Origin of the sequence: Mesorhizobium sp. ZC-5 (assembly GCF_025753855.1) — a bacterium.
GTDB lineage: Bacteria > Pseudomonadota > Alphaproteobacteria > Rhizobiales > Rhizobiaceae > Neomesorhizobium.
Genome location: NZ_JAOWPT010000001.1, coordinates 169,866 through 188,894 on the forward strand (window position 1 = coordinate 169,866; position 19,029 = coordinate 188,894).

The following is a 19,029-nucleotide window of genomic DNA, read 5'->3' on the forward strand; positions in this document are numbered from 1 at the left end:
GTCCACAGCGTTCTAATTATAATATATGTCGGTTCAGAAAAATAAAATCGAACGAACTTGAGCGGTTATAAAGTTAACAATATTTAACCAAGACAGAAGGATTTCCGTCTGAAGTTAATTGGATACATAAACGGAATAGTATTCACCTCGCGGTGCATAAACAACATTTGGCAAGCGGCGCTCGCCGGTTTGCAGCCAGCCATACATCAACGTCGAGCTTTGGTCGGCCGCATAGGTGTCGCCATAGCCCAGCATGTGGCCGAACTCATGCATGACGGTGGTCAGGAGATCGTACTGACCGGCAGGTGCCTGGGTGCCGTCGGCAAGCATGCGGGTTTCGCCGACCCGATTGGCGAACTCCTCGTCGTTCAGCGGCGTGGTGTCAACGAACCAGCCATGGCCAGCGCCATCGTCATCTATCCGGATATGCGAGCCACCTTCCAGGCCGAGGTAGTTACCGCCGAGATCGGCGATCTCGAACGTCGCCGCGTTGAGTACTGCCAGTTGCTCGTCGGTCAGGCCGATAGCCACCCAGCGATCGATGGCGGCGGCAATGATCCGATCCAGCGTGTCACCGGTGAGCACGTCGCCCCACATATCCTCGCCGACAGCGGCAACGCCGCCTTCGGCTGCCAGTAGCGGCGTGCTCGGTAGCGTCGGGGTTCCCGGCAGCAGGATCGTGTTGTTCTCAACGACGGGAACGTCGCCGGCGCCTGGCAGAATCGCCGTCGTCGATGACGGATTGTTAGTGGCAAGAACAACCGCCGAATCGTTGGACCCGGACGCGCCGCGCGCAAGCACTATACTGCCGCCGGTTGCCTCACGAACATTGACGCCGACAATGCCGACCGCAGCGGTATAATTGACGTCGTTACCACGTACGTCGGCATGGCCGATGGCGCCGTTGCGGGCAGCAACCGAAATCATCGTGACTGCGTTCACATCGGTCGCCGTCACCACGTTGTTCGTTACGGTGGCATGGAATTCGGGGGTTCTGCCAGCATCGGGTGCATCAACGAGGATCGCCCGGGCTGCGCCCGAATTATAGGTGACGTTGTTGCTGTCGATCAGGAACCTGGCTTGTGACACCTGACCGGTCAAGCTGCTCACGAGTGCCAGAATCGCGTGGTTGGTCGCACTCGCCGGCGAGACGACCGTGTTGTTCTGGATCGTCGCCTCGAGCAGGGAAGAACTCGTGCCCTGACCGGGGACCTGCCCGACGAAGATCGCGACACCGCCGAAGCCCGAAATCGTATTGCCCTGGGCCGGAGACGGACCGCCGATCATCACCCTGGCGTCGGCATTGCCGCCGTTTGAGATGACAACGCCTTCATTGCCCTGTGTGCCGCGCGTGATGGTGTTGCTGCTGATGGTTGCGTTCAGGATGGAGTTTTCCAGGGCGCTGATTTGGATCGCCTGCGATTTGTTGTTCGAGAACTGGTTGTTGTCGATATGGACGAAGGCCTGCGCCGTCCCCCCGAATTCCATCTGGATGCCGTCGGAGCCGCCGGTAAGGGAGTTGTCATGGATGTTCGAGTTGCTGATCGTCAGGTTCATCGTACCTGACTGGTTGTAGACTTCGACATGGTGCTCGACGGAACCGCTGATATCGACATTGTCGATCAGAGAATTGCCGAACAGGCCGTTGCCACCCAACACATCGCCAAACGCAATGGCGCCCTCGATGACACCGGTGTTAGTGCCGATCGTGCCGTTGATGACGCTGTCTTCCAGCGAGAAGCCGGTGACGGACATGCCTCGGATCGCACTGTTCTGGAAATCGTTCAATTGCATCCATGCCAGCCGGACATCGGCGGTGTTGTTCAGATAGATGCCGTTGCCGGTGGTCGTGGCGCCGTCGGCGCCGGTCTTGTTGGCGATGGTGCCGCCGGAACCTGCCGTTCCATTGCCTGTGACATGCAGCCCGCCCGCGGAGCCCGTCGTGTCGAGGACGATACCCGTGGCGCTGCCGCCGTTCGATGAGATCGATCGGAACGTCACATCGGCTGCGCTGATATTGGTGTTAGCGATGTTGAGCGCCGTACCGGTACCCGAGTTGATCGTGTTGCCCGTGCCCTGCACGGTCACCGTGCCGCCGCCGGTGGCATTGAAGCCGGTGCCGGACGTGGTGTTGATGACCAGCCCGCCACCGGTGAAGTTGATCGTCGCGCCGGTGTTGGTCTGCAGGTCGACACCTCTGCCACCGGTGGTGAGCGTCTTGGTGGCGCCGCTGAAGTTGATCACGGCGGTGCCGGAATTGTTGTTGACGTCGATGCCGTTGTCGACGCCGCCGGTGGCGCTGAGGTTGCCGCCGAAGCTGACGGTACCGGCGGTGCGGCCGGTCACCTCAACGATGTTGCCCACCGTGGTCTTGCTGACCGCCGCGTTGATGGTGATGGTGTTGTTGTCGCCCGCGGCGCCGTTGATATCGACGCCGATGCCGTTCGGATCATCGTCGCCGGCGCCGCCGATGTTGCCGCCGCTGATCGTGATGTTGCCGTTGTCGCCGGAAATATCGATGCCGTCGCCGGCGACATCATCGATGCTGACCGAGCCGAAGGTGACGGTGCCCGGCGACGCGTTGACGACCAGGCCGTCGCCGGTCGAATTGTCGATGGTGACGGCGCCGACGACATTCAGCGAACCCGACATGCCGGTGAGGCTGATGCCGTTGGTGCCGCCGCCGGCGGTCGTCGACGCGAACGTCATGCCAGCGGTCACGCCGTTGAGTATGAGCGCAGTTCCGCTGGATGCGCCGATCGTATTCTGATTCGCACCTGTCGTGACGTTGACCGTGCCGCCGCCGGTGGCGGTGAAGCCGGTGCCCGAGGTTGTGCTGATGGCCAGCCCGCCGCCTGCGAAATCGATCGTCGCGCCGGTGTTGTTGGTCAGGCTGACGGCGTTCGCGGTTGTCGAAGTGATCGACTTCGTGCCACCCGAGAAGGTGATCGTGCCGGCAGCCACTTGATCGATGAAGATGCCGTTCTGGCCCGCGACAGTGTGCGTGATGTTGCCGGACAGCGTGATGTTGCCGGCTCCCGCCGTGCGGTCCTGGATGTCGATCGTTCGGCCGCTGCCCGTTGTATTGGAAATGGTTCCGGTATAGCTCAACCCTGCTGTGCCGCCGGTGCTGGCGGTGCCAGCTCCATCTCCGATACGAATGACTGGACCGGTGCCGCCGCCGTTGAGCGCGCCGGAACCGAGATTGACCGCGGCCGTGGTCGAACCCGAGACGGTGTTCATGATCACCGCGCTGACGCCGCCGGCGGTCTTGTTCGTGGACGCGAAGTTGACGCCGCTTGCGCCGATTGTAATGCCGCTGAGATTAACCGCCGTCGCGGTCGCTCCGGCGCTGAGCGCTCCGGTGCCGGTGATGGTAAGCGTGCCGCCGCCATCGGCCTGCAAAGCCGCACCGGTGGCGGCGCCGCTGGCGCTGATCGCGGAACCGGCGAAAGCCAGCGTCGCGCCGTTGGAAACGTCGACCGCATTGCCCGAGCCGGTTGTCTGTAGCGTCGATGCGCCGGCGAAACTGATTGAGTGTGCGGCGCTGTTGACGACGGTAAGGGCATTGTTCGCGTTGGCCACGACGATGCCGACGCTTCCCGCGGCAGTGAAGCTGGTCGTGCCGCCGGTGTTGTTGTTGAAGCTCAGCCCGTTGTCCAACCCACCACTTACGCTCAGATCACCGCCGAAGCTGACCACGCCGCCGGAGCGGCTGTCCACCTGCACGATCTTGCCCGCATTCGCCTTGGCGATGCTGGCGTCGATTGTGATGGTGCCGCTACCGCCGTTGACGAACACGCCACGACCGGTCGGATCGGTGGTGTTGCCAATCGTGCCGCCGCTGATCGTGACCGCACCGGTGGCAGTGGTGGCGTCGATCTGGAAGCCGTCGTCGCCGCTCCCGTCGATGGCGATGCTGGAGAGATTGATCGTGCCGACTAGTCCGGTGATGAACAGCCCGTCGCCGGTCGAGTCGGCAATGTTAACGGTGCCAACTGTCAGCGAGCCGGACATCTGCGTGAGACTGATGCCGTTGGTGCCGCCGCCGGAGGTGATCGAGTCGAGCACCATGTTGACGGTGGTCGGGTTGATCAGCAGCGCGGTGCCGTTGTTCGAGGTAATCTGGGTGGTGCCCACATCGACGATATTGACCGTGCCGGAAGTGGTGGCGCGGAAGCCGAAAGCCCCGGCACCGTTGACAGTGATGTCGACGCCGCCGTTGAAGGCATAGGTGCCGGTATTGGCGCCGAGATCGACGCCGTCGCCATTGGCGCCGCCGTCGTTGAGGATGGTGACGAGACCTGTGAAGGTGGCGTTGGCGGCCGAGTTGATGATTACGATGCTGTCGAGGCTGGCGTCGTCGATCCGCGTCGTGCCGGTCACCGTCATCGACCCGGCATCGAGATTGTCCACGCGAACGCCGGCGGCAACATTGTCAACGTCGAGACTGGCGATGTCGATGTCGAAACCGATGCCGGTGATGTTGCTGACGGCCAGCCCGGCGCCGGTGGCTCCGGTGGCGTTGCCGATGCCAACCGCGCCGAAATCGAGATTCAGGTTCTGAGCTATATCTTCGACGAAGATACCGACGCTACCCGGCGTCGCTGCGGTGCGGTTGATGTCGACGGCACCAAAGTTGATCGTCACATTGCTGCCGAAGGTGACGGTGCCGGAAATCCACACCCCGGCCGAACCGTGATTGTTCAGCGTCGTCAGGCCGGTGACAGTGAATGACGAGTTGGCCGCCAGATTGGCCAGTTCGATACCGGTGGATGCTACCGTGCCAGTCGAGGCGATCGTGTCGAACGTGACGCCGGTGGTGACACCACCGAGGTTGACCGCACCCGCGCCAGTCGCGGTGATGGTGTTGCCGGCGCCGGAAATGTTGATGGTGCCGCCGTTGATCGCGACGAGGCCAAACGTGGTGTTGGTGACGATGTCGAGGCCGCCGGTGAAATTGACGGTCGAGGTAGTGTTGTTGTTGTTGATATTGATGCCGGTGCTGGCGCCGATCGCCGTGGTTGTGCCAAGGTTGACAGTGCCCGAGAAGGTGATCGTATTCGCCGCCGTGGCGCCGGTGACGCTGATGCCGCCGGCCAGGGCGCCATTAGAGGCGACGGTGCCGCCAAAGGCGAAGCTGCCGCCGCCGCGGTTGGCGATCGACACCGCCGTCCCGGATGTGTTGGCGATCGAACTGTCGGAATCGAAGGAGATGGCGGCACTGCCTCCGGTGATCTGAAGCGCGCTGGCGCCCGAGATGTCGACATCGACGGCATTGATAACGCCGGCGTTGGTGAGCGAAATGCCGCCGGCCGTGCCCCCGGTGATGGTGCTGTTGCGGATATCGGCTGAAATGCCGGTGCCGACAATGCCGAAGCCGGCGCCGTTGTTCGAAATCACCAAGCCATCTACTACCGAACCGGCAGCCAAAGAGAGGGTGCCGCCAACAGCCGTCGACGTGAGAAGCGGAGCACCCGAGCCGTCGGCGTTCGGATTATCGATGAGCCCGGTGGTAATGCCGAACAGCAGCACGTTTGCCGGAGCGCCGCCTGCGACCATGAAGGTATCCTGGTCGCGGAAGCTCAGTATGCTCTGGCCCGCGCCGAGGTTGAACGTACCTCCAGCCAGACTGATGATGTCCTGCCCGGCGCCTGCGGCGTCCAGCAGCACGATGTAAGTAGCCCCCGACAACTGGGCGGCTGCAATGCTGCCCGGATCGTTGCGCGTGCCGATGCCGGTTGCGCCATCCTGCACCCAGAATGCGTTGACGCTGAGGCTGCTGGTGTCGCCAACCAGATTGACGTCGAGGAAGTCGTAGGGGCCGCTTGCCGCATTGAGACCGGCGACGACGATCGGTGTGGTCGCATCGATTGTCGAAGCCGCCAGATCGGGGTCCACGTTTGATCCGTCGCCATACTGGAAGCGGCCGGTGATGTTGGCATTGGTGAGGTCGACGCCGATGGCGACATTCTCGATCGTGCCGGAGTCCACCGTCTCGAAGGTGAGCGTGTTGGCATTGCCTGTGAGATCGATGCCAACCGATCCCGCTGCGACCGGCGTCACGCCGGCGATGTCCAGAGTCTGCAACTGAATGTTGCCGGTGGCCGTGCGCAAATCGACACCGCGCTGGCTTGCTCCGACGCCGGTTATGTCCACGTTGCCGAAGGTGACGCTGGCATTCGTGCCGGTGATGTTGAGTCCAGCAGTGTTGGCGGAGGCGCCAAGGCCGATTGTCGTCGCACCGAGGCTCAGCGTTCCCGAATTGCCGCCGAGCTGGATGCCGTCGCCGGTGCTGGTGTTGATCGTGATAGCGCCGAACGTCACGTCACCGGCAGCACCGGAAATCGACAATCCATCGGCGGCAGCCCCGGTCACCGAAACCGCGGCGGAAATATTGAGCGTCGCACCTGCGCCGAGGCCAGCAATGACGGCGTTGCCGCCGTTAGTCGCCGTCAGGCTGGTTCCGCTGAAGGCAATCGTGCCGGCAGTTGGTGCGGTGGTCGTGCCGATGTTGAAGAGCTGCGCACCGGCATTGGCGATGACATTGCCGGAGAAGGTGACATTACCGGCGGTGCCGTCGATTTCGACCGCCTGGCCTGTTGCACCGGAATGGGTGATGGCCGCGCTTATCGTAACGACGCCGGTGGCGCCGCCGCTGTTGATATCGAATACATCTTCGGAACCGCTCTGGGTGGCGCTGCCTCCGGTGACGTTGATGGTTCCGGCATTGCCAGTGAGGCTGTAGGCGTCGGCGCCATTGGCAGAAACGGTGAGTCCGTTGAGCGCGATGGTGCCGGAGACTTGGCTAGCAATCGCGACGCTCGCCGCCGTGGCCGGGCCGATCGAGCCACCACCAACGGTCACGCCAGCGGTCGAGTTGGCTATGCTGAGCCCACTGCCTGCCGCGCCGTCGATATTGACCGTGGTGAAGGTGACGGCGCCGTTTGCTCCGGTTAGGTTGATGCCATGAGCCGCCGTGTTGTCGATGGTCGCCGACACAAAATTGAAGGTCGTACTCGAGCCACCGCTTATCTCGATGCCGTCGCCCGCAGCCGTTCCAGCAACGGTAACATTGCCGCCGGTAAAGGAACCGCCGTCGACGTTGGACAGCAGGATGCCGTCGCCTGCAGCAACGACGCCCGAGGTCGAAAGCGTTTCAAATGAAACGCCGCCGGCTCCAACTGTTGCATTGGTCCAGTTCAGAATCTGGCCGGTAGCAGTGAGGATGCTTTCAGTGAGGCCCGACGCGGCGACCGCGATGCTGCCGCCCGTCGCATTGAAGCCGGTGCCGCTCCCGGTTTGGATATCCAGCCCACCGGAGAATGCGGTCGAACCTCCGCTTTGCGACACGCCTGCACCACTTGTGGTGTCGATGGCGACAAGGCCACTCGTGGTCAGCGCACCGCTTGCCCAGCCGATACCGCCTCCGTTGCCCACGGCATCGTTGTCGATCGTCACCGCGTTGAAGCTGAAGGTTCCGGTGTTGGTGTTGATTGCGCTGATACCGAAGCCCGTCGTGCCCGTAATCGACGTATTTCCTGTGACGGCGAACGTTCCGTCCACCTGGTCGAAGAGAATGCCGTTGGTCCCGCCGGTGGCGGTGATGCTGTCGAACTCCATATCGACTGTCAGCGGGTCGAGCAGCAGCGCCATGCCGCCGGTCGTGTCGATGTTGGCGTCGCCGGCGCCGCCGGAGTTGACCGCCAGCGTGAAGGTGGTTCCGAGCGTCTTGGTGTCGACCTCGAGGCCGGTCCCTGCATTGTTAAAAATGTTCAGCGAGTCATAGGAAAGATTCCCGCTGACATTGATGAACGACAGGCCGGCGCCTTGCACGCGTTGGTTGGCAAGCGTGCCTTGGCCAATGTTCGTGGTGCCGCCGGCGCTCACGATGTCGGCGGTACCAGGATTGCCGTCGGCGTCGAAGGTGACCTGGTTGAACACCATGCCGCCGCCGATGCCGTTGGCGGTGACCGTGTTGGCGTCGAGCGAGGTAACGTAGGTGCTGTTGGGGGTAGAACTGAGCACATCCACGGCCTGCGAGCCTGCCAGCATCGTCTGCCAGGTCGTGTTGTCAAGCGAGAGCGCCACGGCGGCCGCTGCCGCAGTGTGCCTGACATGTAGGCCGTCCCCTGGCGAGGTGACCGAATTGCCGGAAATCAGGTTGAGATTGACGCCGCCCGAGCCGGAGGCGTCGATGTCGATGCCATTGCCCGTGGCGCCGCCGGCGAAGCTGCCGATATTGAGGCCGGTGAAGTTGAAGGTACCGGTGTTGCTTGTCTGGTTTATGTCGATGGCGTTCAGTGCACCGGCAGTGCCCGAAACCGTCATGCCCGTGAAGGAAGCGCTACCGCCGAAATTGCTCGCCGAAACGCCGCTGCTGGTCAGCACGCCAGGCGTTGCGCCGTTCGGCAAGGTTCCGCGCGTTATGCTGACATTGCCGGCCGTGCCCCCGGACAGCGAGATCAACTGACCGGCAATGTTGATGTCGTTGTTCAGGATCGACAGGCTCGACTGCAACCCGGTGGTTTCAAAGGCGAAATTGCCTACGGCGACATCCTGGATCGTAACGCCCTCGATAGTGATGCCGCTATTGTTGAACGCCGCATCGGCACCGTCGATAAAGAACATTGCTCCGCCGCCGCCGGTGAAATCGAATGTGGTGTGGCGGATCTCGTTGTCGCCATACAACTGGAACATATCGTTCGCGCCGCCACCGACCACCGCCTCGTCGGCGGTAACGTTGCCGCCGAAACCGCCGAGGTCGCCAGATACATTGGCCGGCTGTTCTACACCGGTCGAGACCGCATTGCCGTTGCCGAAGCCGGTGATCGACTGGCCGGCGTCCAGCGTGAATGCTGTACCTAGCGCACTGAGGTCGATGGCGCCGACGAAGGCGAAGGTTTCGGTTCCGGAGAGTGCCTGCGCCGCGGCGACCGATATCGTGCTTACCGTCTGGCTCAGGCCGAAAGTTCCGGCATTGATGAAACCGCCGCCCTGCGAGACGAGGATCACAGCGTTTGCCACGGGCGGCAGATTGGCATTGCCGGTAAAGGCAACGTCGTCGAAATCATACGTGCCGGACGCCGGATCGAGCCCGACAGCGTTCACGGTGAACCCGCCGGCTACTGCCGAGATCGTCGAATTGCGTCCATTGGCGTCGGCAGCCTCGCCGTCACCGAAAGTGAAATTGGCGTTGGCGGTCGTGGCGGTCGTGAGGCCTCGCGACAAATCGACACCGATGCCGATGTTGGTAATCGACGATCCCGTGGCGAAACTGATGGCGCGGTTGTTGAGCGTCGACGACAGGTCGATGCCCCTGCCCGTTAGCGCACCGGTTCCGGTGATCGACGTGACGCCGAAGATCGCAGTCGTCTCGCTGCCGGTGAAATTGATACCGGTCTGATCGGTGCCGACGCCGGTGATCGTCGTCTGGCCGAAGGTAACGTCGGTATTGGTGCCGGAGAAACGGATTCCCGACGTATTCGGAAAAGCCCCGAGCGCGACATTCGTGGTCCCGAACGTCAGCGTGCCAGCATTTCCGCTGAGGCCGATTCCGGTGCCGCCGGACATGGTGACCGAGCCAAACGTGGCGCTGCCGGCAACGTTTTGAACGACCAGTGCACCGCCCGTTATCGAAAGCGGTGCACTGGCATCGAACACTGCGCCGGCTCCGAGTGCACCGACCACGCCGCCGCCACCGCCCGTCGCTGTCAGCGAAGCGCCGGAGAACGAAACCTCGCCGCCGGTGAGCGCCGTCGTGTTGCCTATCCGGAAGAGGTCGCCACCAGCGGTTGCCGAAAGCGTGCCGGTGAAGGCGGCCGAGCCGCCAGTGATTCCATCAACGCGCACGGCAGCGGTGGAAGAGAAACCCGCATTGGTGATGTCGGCGCCGACCGAGATTGTCGCACTGCCGCCGGAAACGACCACGCCATCGCCTGTACCGCTGTTGGCGATCGTGCCGTCGCTGATCGTGATGGTGCCGGTGTTGTTGGTCAGCGCGACGTCGTGCCTGAACACCGAGGTCGTGACCAGGTTGGCGACTGTAAGATTTATAGCGCTGTTCTCGACAACCAGGCCCGAGGTGAATTCGCCGGTCGTGTCGATCGTCGTGGTGCCGTTGAACGTATAGGCGCCGGTGACATTGGAAAGCCGGATGGCGATACCCGTCGCAGCAGCAACGCTTGAAATGTCGACGCTGCCGAACGTGACGGGTCCGCCACTGGTGTTCTGGATATTGATGCCGGTCTGCGTGGCTCCACCGGAGCCGTCCACCGTCACGCTTGCGAAATTGACGCCGCCGGCACCGATGGTCATACCGGTGCCGCCGATGGTCATGCCATTTTCGCTGACACCTGCGCCGGTCGAAATCGTGTTGCTCCCACCCGTCACCGTCAGCGTTCCGCCGTCGACGGCTCTGAAGGCGAAGCCTCCATCCGTGTTCAGGTTCAGCCCGCCGCTGAAATTGATCGCGCTGCCGGTGTTGCCGGTAAGGTCGATGGCGTTGGCAGCACCGGTGTTCGCGGTGATTACGCCACCGAAATTCACGCTGCCGCCAGTCATCGCATCAACGCGCACGGCACTCGCGGCATTGTTCTGCGTGATCGTGCCATTGTAGTTGACGGTGGCGGTGGAACCGCCGACCGAAACGGCGATGCCGCTTGTATTGACGACCGAACTCCCCGTCCCGAAGGTCAGCGTTCCGCTCGATCCGTTCAGGATGCCGATACCGAGATTGCCGCCGGTGATGTCGAGGTTCGCGAAGTCGGCGGTGCCGTCAAAATTGTCCACCCGCAGACCGGCAATCGTGCCGCCCGCGATCTGGGTAGTGCCGGTGAAATTGACCGTTGCAGCCGAGTTGGCAAGCACGATACCGGTCTGTACCGGGCCTTGCACGTCCAGATTGTTGATCGTGATGGTGCCGAGGGCGCCGTCCAGGAAAGCACCGGTCGCCGCGCCGCGGATCACCACGCCTGAGCTGTTGAGGCCTGTTATGCCGCTTCCGTCGAGCGCTATAAACCCTGACGTGGCAATGAGGTTCGCAATGACGTTGCCATCGGAAAGATCGATCGTGTTGCCGGCTGCGTTATTGAGCGTCGGCGCACCTTGCAAGAAAGGATCGTCGAGCGTGGCGCCGGTGACGACATTGGTGCCCGTCACATTGGCGGGCGGTCCGCCGATGTCGACGGTCGCACCGTTGGCGAACGACACCAGCGACTGCCCGGCCGCAAGGGTAAAGCCATCGGCATCGGTGTCGATGACTTCGGCCGGAGCGGTGCCGACCAGGACGAACACCGTGTTGGCGCCGAGCCCGAGATCATCGGCTAGGTCGGCAGCGATAAGATCGTTGATTGTGGAGCCATCGCCGGCTCCAGTGCTGACCCTGCCGACGAAAACGACACCGGCGGCATCGAACAGTTGCGGCCCGGTGAGGGTCGTAGCGCCAAAGGAATAGGTGCCGCTTGCGGCATCCAGCCCGCGCATGTCGAGCGATGCGGTAATGCCCTCGATCGAACCGCCACCGAAGGTGAAATCCGTATTTGCTGTCGCTCCTCCGATGCCGTTGGTGCCCATCTGCACGCCGGTGTCGACGTCCGCAATAGTGCCGCCATTGGTGATGGTGACCGAACCGCCCAGCGTAGCGGAAAGGTCGATGCCGGCGCTGCCAGCCACATTCGTGCCGGTGACGTCGAGCGATGCCGCAGTGAAAGTCGAGGAGCTTAGAGCCAGATCGAGCCCCGCTCCGCCCTCCATGCCGGTGATGTCGACATTGCCGAAAGTGATGGTGCCGTTGGCGTCCGCGACCGAGATGCCGCCAAATGCCTGGTCAATGGTCACGTCGCCAAACGTCACCGCGCCGGAATTTCCTTCGAACCAACCGAGAGCAATGCCGTAGTCGAACGTGCGGGTAATATCCACCGGTCCGGCAAAGGTCACGGGGCCGGTGGAGCCGTCGATGCCGATGCCAACAGTGCCTGCCTGGTCGATGGTGACTGGTCCGCCGAAAGTGATTGCGCCCGAATTGTCTGCAAGGAAGCCCAGGGAGATGCCGGCTTGGGCGCTCCGGGAAATATCCACCCGCCCGGCGAACGTTACCGGTCCGGTGGAATCGTCGATCCCGATGCCGACTGACGCTGACTGATCAATGGAAACCGGACCATCAAACGTCACCACCCCTGCGGAACGCTGGATCGCAATGCCGCCGCCCAAGCCGACATTGGTCAGGTCGACGCTGCCAAACGTGATGTTGGCGGTGCTATCGGCGATTTGCAGACCACCGATTGAGGTATTGGCGACAGTGGTTGCGCCGGTCATGACAAATTCGCCGGAAACCCCGGCGAGCGCCGCACCGAATAGACCGCCGTCTTGCGAAAGGCTGGTGAGGACCAAATCCAGGTCTGCGCCCAGCGCGGCAATGCCACCGACGGTGTTGCCAGAGATGGTGCCGCCAGTTGCCTGGAAGGCACCGCCGCCGGCCGAAATGACCTCGATGCCGAGGATGCCGTTGTTGAGCGCATTCAGCGTGTCAAACGTGTAGACGCCATCGCCGAATATGGTCAGACCGAAATCCGCATTGTTCGAAAGCAGTGTCGCGCCAGTAAAATTGAACGTCCCGTCGCTGTCTATCAACAGACCAGAACCGCCATTGCCGGTCGAGGTGAAGTTCGAGCCGCTGACATTCGTCGTCGTGCCCGTGAACGACGCACCGTGCAGCCCGGCGCCTGTCACCACAACGCCCGTCAGCGTCAACCCATCTATATTGTCGCCAAGAATGCCGACCCCACCAACACCATTCGAGATGTCGATGTCGGCGATGATGGTCCCGTCACCGAGCACTACCGTGTCGCCGGCGCCAAGATTGGTAAGTGTGGCCGCGCCGTTGCCGGTAGGGTCGTCCTGGATGAACCCATGCACGACATTGGCGCCGGTGACGTTGAGCGGCACCCCGCCCAGCGCGTATTGGGCACCGTTGCCAAACGAGGCGAGCGTCTGCCCGTCGTCAAGCGTGAAGCCATCGGCGTCGTCGACCGCCGCACCGTCATTGACCAGCACGAAGACGGCGCCGCTATCGGTGTTGGCATCCGCCGTGCCGATCGCCGCGAGATCGTTGACGGACGTACCGTCGCCCGCGCCGGTCGCGGCCGAACCTACAAAAATGATGTTGCTCGAATCGAAAAGCTGCGGACCGTTGAACACGGTCGCGCCGAAGGCATAGCTCCCCGCGAGAGGATTGAGGCCTCGCGCGTCGAGCGATGCCGTGAGGCCTTCGATCGAACCACCGCCGAAGACGAAGTCCGTGCTCGCTGTCGCGCCGCCGACGCCGTTGGTGCCAAGCTGGACACCGGTATCGACATTCGCGATGGTGCCGCCATTGGTGATGGTAACCGAGCCGCCAGTCGTACCCGAAAGGTCGACGCCGGTGGTGCCGGCTGAATTGTTGCCGGAGACATCGAGGGACGCGGCGGTGAAGGTCGACCTGCTGCCGGCGAGATTGAGGCCGGCAGCGTCGCACCCGCAGATGGCGTCGAGGCCGGTCACATCAATATCGCCGAAATTGATTGTCCCGTTGACGCCGATCACATCGACGCCGCTCTCGCCCGGATCGGCGACCGTGGTGTCGCCGAACTCCACCGAGCCCGTATTGTCGACGACGACGATGCCGCTGAACCCGGCGCGGCTGACGGCGGTGGCGCCGTCGAAGCTGACCGCGCCGGTATTATGATTCAGTACGATGCCTTCTTCGCCGGTGTCGGCGATGGCGACGGGCCCGTCGAATATAACGGTCGCATCGGAGTTTCTGACAATGAGCCCGATGCCGGCGGCGCTGCCGATATCGACCGCTCCGTCGAACCTGACTGTACCGCCGGACTGTTCAATGGCGAGTCCGTCACCACCGACGACGCCATCGATCAGCACCGGACCGCCGAAGGATATATCGGCCGTGCTCAATCCGATCAGAATGCCAGCAAATCCAACATTTTTGATGGTCGTCGCCCCGGTCACGGCGAAGCTGCCGCCCACGTCGAGAAGCAACAGCCCGCCTAGACCGGCTGCCGGGTTGTCATGGGTGATCGAATCCAGCGTAACATCGAGATCCGTGCCGGAGATAAAAGCGGCGGTGTCGTCATTCCCGGCGATGCTTCCGCCGGCAATCGACAGGCTCGCGCGTGTCGTCGCGAAAACGGAAAGTCCGCTTCCGGCATTATTCTGGATATTGAGCGTCTCGAAACTGTAGTCGCCGTCGCCGAAAATCGTCAGACCATCGACGGCATTGCCCGAAAGCGTCGTCGTTCCGCTGAAACTGAAAACGCCATCGCTCTCGATGACAAGCCCGGCGCCACCATTGCCCGTCGAGGTGAAGTTCAAACCGCCGACATTGGTCGATGTGCCGGTGAACGATGCGCCGTCGAAGCTGGCGCCACTGACTGTGACGCCGGTTAGCGTCGCGCCATCGATGTTGTCTCCGAAAATACCGACGCCGCCGGCACCGTTGGAGATCGTTATATTGGCAATGACGGTGCCGTCGCCCAGCACGACGGTGTTGCCGGCACTGAGATTGGTCAGCGTGGCCGCGCCGTTGCCGGTCGGATCACCCTGGACCACGCCATTTTGTACATTGTCACCGGTAACGTTGAGCGGCACCCCGCCCAGCGCATATTCGGCGCCATTGCCGAACGAGGCGAGCGTCTGGCCGTCGCCGAGTGTGAAGCCGTCTGCATCGTTGATGACGCTGCCATCGTTGATCAGCACGAAGATCGCATCCGCGCCTGCATTGGCATCGGCGGTACCTATCGTGGCGAGATCGTTGACGGAAGAGCCGTCGCCGGCTCCCGTCGCGGTGGAGCCTACGAAAACGATGTTGGCGGTGCTGAACAGTTGCGGCCCGTTGAAAACCGTCGAGCCGAACGCGTAGGTGCCGGTGAGCGGGTTGAGACCGCGCGCGTCCAGCGAGGCGGTGATGCCACCCACCGAGCCGCCACCGAAACTGAAATTGGCATTGGCGGTGTTGGCCAGCGATCCCGCGATGCCGAGCCGGACGCCCGTGTCTACATTGGCGATCGTGCCGCCATTGCTGACGGTGATCGCCGAACCGACCTGGGTGCCCGAAAGGTCGATGCCGGTGCTGCCGGCAGCTCCGGTGCCGGTGATGTTGACCGACTGCGCTGTGAATGTGGTGCGGCTGCCCGAAAAATCGAGGCCTGTTGCGCCAGTCCCAAGGCCTGAGATGACCACGCCGCCCACCACCACCGGGCCGTTGATGCCGGCGAAGGTGATCGCGTCCGCCCCCGGGTTGATGATCGTGATGTCGGCGAAGCGGATCGATGCCGGCGAATTGGAAATGGCTATCGCCGCACCAGACGTGTTGGAGATCGTCGTCGCGCCGGTGACCGTGAAGCTGCCGGTGACGTCGTCCAGAATGACGCCCGAAGTGCCCCTGCTATGGGTGATCGAGGTAAGTACGACGTTGGCGTTGATCGGATCGATCTTGACGCCGACGTCGCCATTGCCGGAAATCGTGCCGCCGGTCGTTTTGAACGTACCGGTGGCCGATGTCACCTCGATGCCGTCGTCGGTGTTGTTCAGCGCATTGACGGTCTGGAAATTATAAGTGCCGTTGCCGGTTATCGACAGACCATCGACAGCGTTGCCAGAAAGCAATGTCGCGCCGGTGAAGTTGTAGGTGCCGTCGCCTTCGATGTGCAGCCCATCGCCGCCATTGTCCGTCGCGCTGAAGTTCGAGGCGTTGATGCCAGTCGAGGTTCCGGTGAATGACGCGCCGTGCGAACCAGTTCCGTCGACTGTAACGCCGGTGAGCGTCGCGCCGTTGATGTTGTTGCCGAGTATGCCGACCTCACCACCGGTGACGGTGATGCCTTGCAGCGTGTTGCCGTTGCCGAGTGAAAGGACCGGATTTGCCGGGTTGGTGCCCTGAATGGTGCCGTCGCTGCCGCCGAAAGCGAACGAACTGATGGTGCCGTTGAGCAAAATTGCCTGCACCGTCTGGCCGCCGCCTATAACCGTCTGGCCATTGGTGAGGGTTACGCCGCCTGTCAGTAGATTCCCTGAGCCGCCGAGCGCCACAACAAAGCCGGAGCCGGCTTTGGTGACCGCATCGTCAAGCGTCGTTGGATCTCCGAGCGTCCCAAGGCCAAGCGTATTTTCGCCGTCCGCGAAAAAGAAAAGACCGAACTCGGATCCAGTCCGTACATTGATTGCCAGGCGGCTGAGCGATGCAGCGGTCTCGTCGGTGTCGAGCCTGACGCCGATATCGCCGCGAACACGCTCATTGGCCCGCTTCCGCAAACCTTCGCTCACATTATAAAGCGGCTCGCGATCGCCGTCGGCCACCCGCTGGGTGCCGCCCAACGGGATCGTCAGCCTGGCGAAACCTGCAAACGTCGTGTCGTCACGGTCATCGTAGCGAACCTCGCCGCCGAACGTCAGCGAGGCGCCGCTGTCGCCGAGCACGTTTCCAACCTTGTATTCGAAGCCTGCCTTTCCGCCTGTAACACTGTCCGCCGTGTTGCCGGCGTCTTCGAAATGATAGCCGCCGATATGCAGCCGCAGCGCATGGTCCTTGGGCAGGTCGATCGGCGCCTGCACACCAAACTCGCCTTCCACGCCCCAAGAGGCATAATCGCGGCGGTTGAGCACCGAAATCTGCTCGAGCAACTGATTGCCGACCAGCGACAGGCTGGATGCTGAGGTCGAAGTCTCCCGCTCTTGGTCGCCGAACGGCAGGTGGACGTTGACATGCGCATCGAAATTCGTGGCGATCGCCTCGACGCCGAGCGTAGCTCCGGTGAACTGGTGTCCGTCGAGCCTTTCGACGTTGAGATAGGCGTAGCCGCCGAGGATCAGGTCCGGATTGACAACACGGCGCAGACCGAGACCGACGTCACCGCCGGTTCCTTCAGAGAAATCGTGCTTGAGGCGCAAGTCGAGAAAGACAACCGAATCGGGAGTCTGCGTAAGCGGAATAAAACCTTCGAGCGACGAATATGCGCCTTGATGATCGCCACCAACGATCGTCTGGACCTGCGGCTGCCACAGTGCGTCCTGAGCATGGGCGGCCCCTGCGCCGGCGAGCGCAATCGTGGAGAGTGCGGAAGTTTTCCAGAGATGGCGCGAGAATTCGCTCCGGTAATGCCGTGACGAACGGCTTTCACCGGATTCAATCGATTTCTTCGACTGAGTCTGGCGAGTTACTTTCGCCGAATACATGCTTTTACCGCCTCAGCCACAACACCCGAGGGGCACCGTATCCGTGTTTCTTGGTCCCGGAGACTACCAATCTTGCATAATCTGCAACATTTCAGCGATGTGATATTTCGGCAACATCTCCCGCAACAATCTGCTCGCAATAACGCGCTCCGCGCCCTGCGGTTGTCTTTCCTAAACGGAACGATGGCTGTATTGGTGCACCGCGATAATGCAGCATGCAGGTCGAAAAGAGACCGGACGCGCGCCAAAAGGGAGAATTTCATGAATCTTGTTCCTGACCGGCAATTCAGCCGATTGACCTTTTGTGCATTCGCTGGACTTCTTTCGGCGGGCATTGGTTCAGTACCGGTATCGGCACAGGAAGCCGCCAAGCCTGAGGCACCGGCGGCCCAAGCGCCTGCGCCGGAAAAACCAGCCGTTGCCTGGACCGTGAATTGCGCAAGCGGGGCAAACGCAGGCGCGCTCGAATGCCAGATGTCGCAGAACCTGACCGAGTCGAAAACCGGACAGCGGGTCCTGACCGTGACGATCCGCAAGCAGCCGAAAGACGGGGCCATGGCGATGCTGCTGGCGCTTCCCCATGGGTTGTTCATACCTGCCGGCGCTTCCTACCAGATCGATGCGGCCGAGAAGAAGACGGTGGCCATTCAGACCAGCGACCAGAACGGTGCCTATGCGGCCGTCCCGCTCAACGCCGATCTCATCAAGGCGCTGAAGACAGGCACCAGCCTGAACATCAGCATGGAATCGGTCACCCGCAACCCGGTCACGATCCCGGTCTCACTCAATGGCTTCACCGCTGCCATCGATAAACTCGACGCGGTCAACTAGGGCGCGGTAGTGACGGCAACCGGAAAAGTATACCGCAACAAAAGCCTGTCGCTTGACGGCAAGCATTTCGAGAACTGCACATTCGATCGTTGCGAGCTCGATTATGGCGGCGGGCTTCCCCCCGTTCTGGCAGGCTGTTCGTTTGCGGATTGCCGTTTCTCGTTTTCGGGCGAGGCCGCTTATACGCTGGCGTTTTTGAGCGGCATGCACGGCGGCGGTTTTGCGCCGATCGTCGAACAGACGTTTCAGGGCGTCCGGGAAGGGGCGTATCTCGCGGTGCCCATCAAGAACAACACCGATGCGCGCAATATCCCGGCAATGCCGCCGGACGCACATCCCCTAGCGTCCAGGGTTCCGCGGATCGTGCAGATAGCCAAAAGAAGAGGCGACTGAACCGCGCCTGACGGCGGCCGCTTCTATCTGATAGTTCTATTGACCCGCAGGAACTCCGACGAGGCTTCAACGAGTTCGGCAACAGGATGTGATCCATCGAGCGTGAGCGCGTTCTCGTCGGCAGCCGGCGGCTCGAGGTCGGCGAACTGGCTTTCCACGAGGCTGGCCGGCATAAAATGCCCTTTGCGCATGGAGACGCGTTGCCGCGCCGTCTCCGGATCGATATCGAGATAGACGAAGGAAATACGTCCCCAATGTTGCCGCAGCCGTTCACGATAGGCGCGCTTGAGGGAGGAACATGCGGCAACGACACTTTCTCCTCGTGACGCGGCGGCCGCGATTTCGCTGCCGATGGTATCGAGCCAGCCTTTCCTGTCGATATCGGTCAGCGGCAGGCCACTTGCCATCCGCGCGACGTTTTCCGGCGGATGCAATATGTCGCCCTCGACAAACCGGGCTCCGAGCGTCGCCGCCAAAGCCGACGCGACCACCGATTTGCCGCTTCCGGCGACGCCCATCACCACAACAGCCGGCAAGGTGACGTCGGACTGCGTTATCGATGCCATTTCATCCACCACG

At 62.2% G+C, this 19,029-nt stretch carries 4 protein-coding genes; 2 read left to right on the forward strand and 2 right to left on the reverse strand.

Features of this window, described 5'->3' with window-relative positions; all coding sequences use genetic code 11:
* Positions 1-114 precede the first annotated feature (114 nt).
* Entirely contained in the window at positions 115-17,226 is a 17,112-nt protein-coding gene (locus OHD58_RS00785) for a hypothetical protein (RefSeq protein WP_263801130.1), read from the reverse strand.
* 72 nt (positions 17,227-17,298) lie between these two features.
* Here OHD58_RS00785 and OHD58_RS00790 point away from each other — a divergent pair, with 72 nt between their 5' ends.
* On the forward strand, positions 17,299-18,057 hold the full coding sequence (locus tag OHD58_RS00790) for an invasion associated locus B family protein (protein WP_263801131.1): 759 nt from the start codon (positions 17,299-17,301) through the stop codon (positions 18,055-18,057).
* Positions 18,058-18,066: 9 nt separating this feature from the next.
* Positions 18,067-18,450 carry a hypothetical protein gene (locus OHD58_RS00795; protein WP_263801133.1) on the forward strand — a complete coding sequence of 128 codons (384 nt, stop codon included), beginning with the start codon at positions 18,067-18,069 and terminating at the stop codon, positions 18,448-18,450.
* Positions 18,451-18,473: 23 nt separating this feature from the next.
* On the opposite strand, the gene OHD58_RS00800 is transcribed toward OHD58_RS00795, so the two are convergent.
* Positions 18,474-19,016: a gluconokinase gene (locus OHD58_RS00800; protein ID WP_263801134.1), complete on the reverse strand. Its 543-nt coding sequence runs from the start codon at positions 19,014-19,016 to the stop codon at positions 18,474-18,476.
* Positions 19,017-19,029: the final 13 nt, after the last annotated feature.

Coding starts and splice junctions, on each gene's coding strand:
- OHD58_RS00785 (WP_263801130.1), bottom strand. CDS start 17,226: ATGTATTCGGCGAAAGTAACTCGCCAGACTCAGTCGAAGAAATCGATT.
- OHD58_RS00800 (WP_263801134.1), bottom strand. CDS start 19,016: ATGGCATCGATAACGCAGTCCGACGTCACCTTGCCGGCTGTTGTGGTG.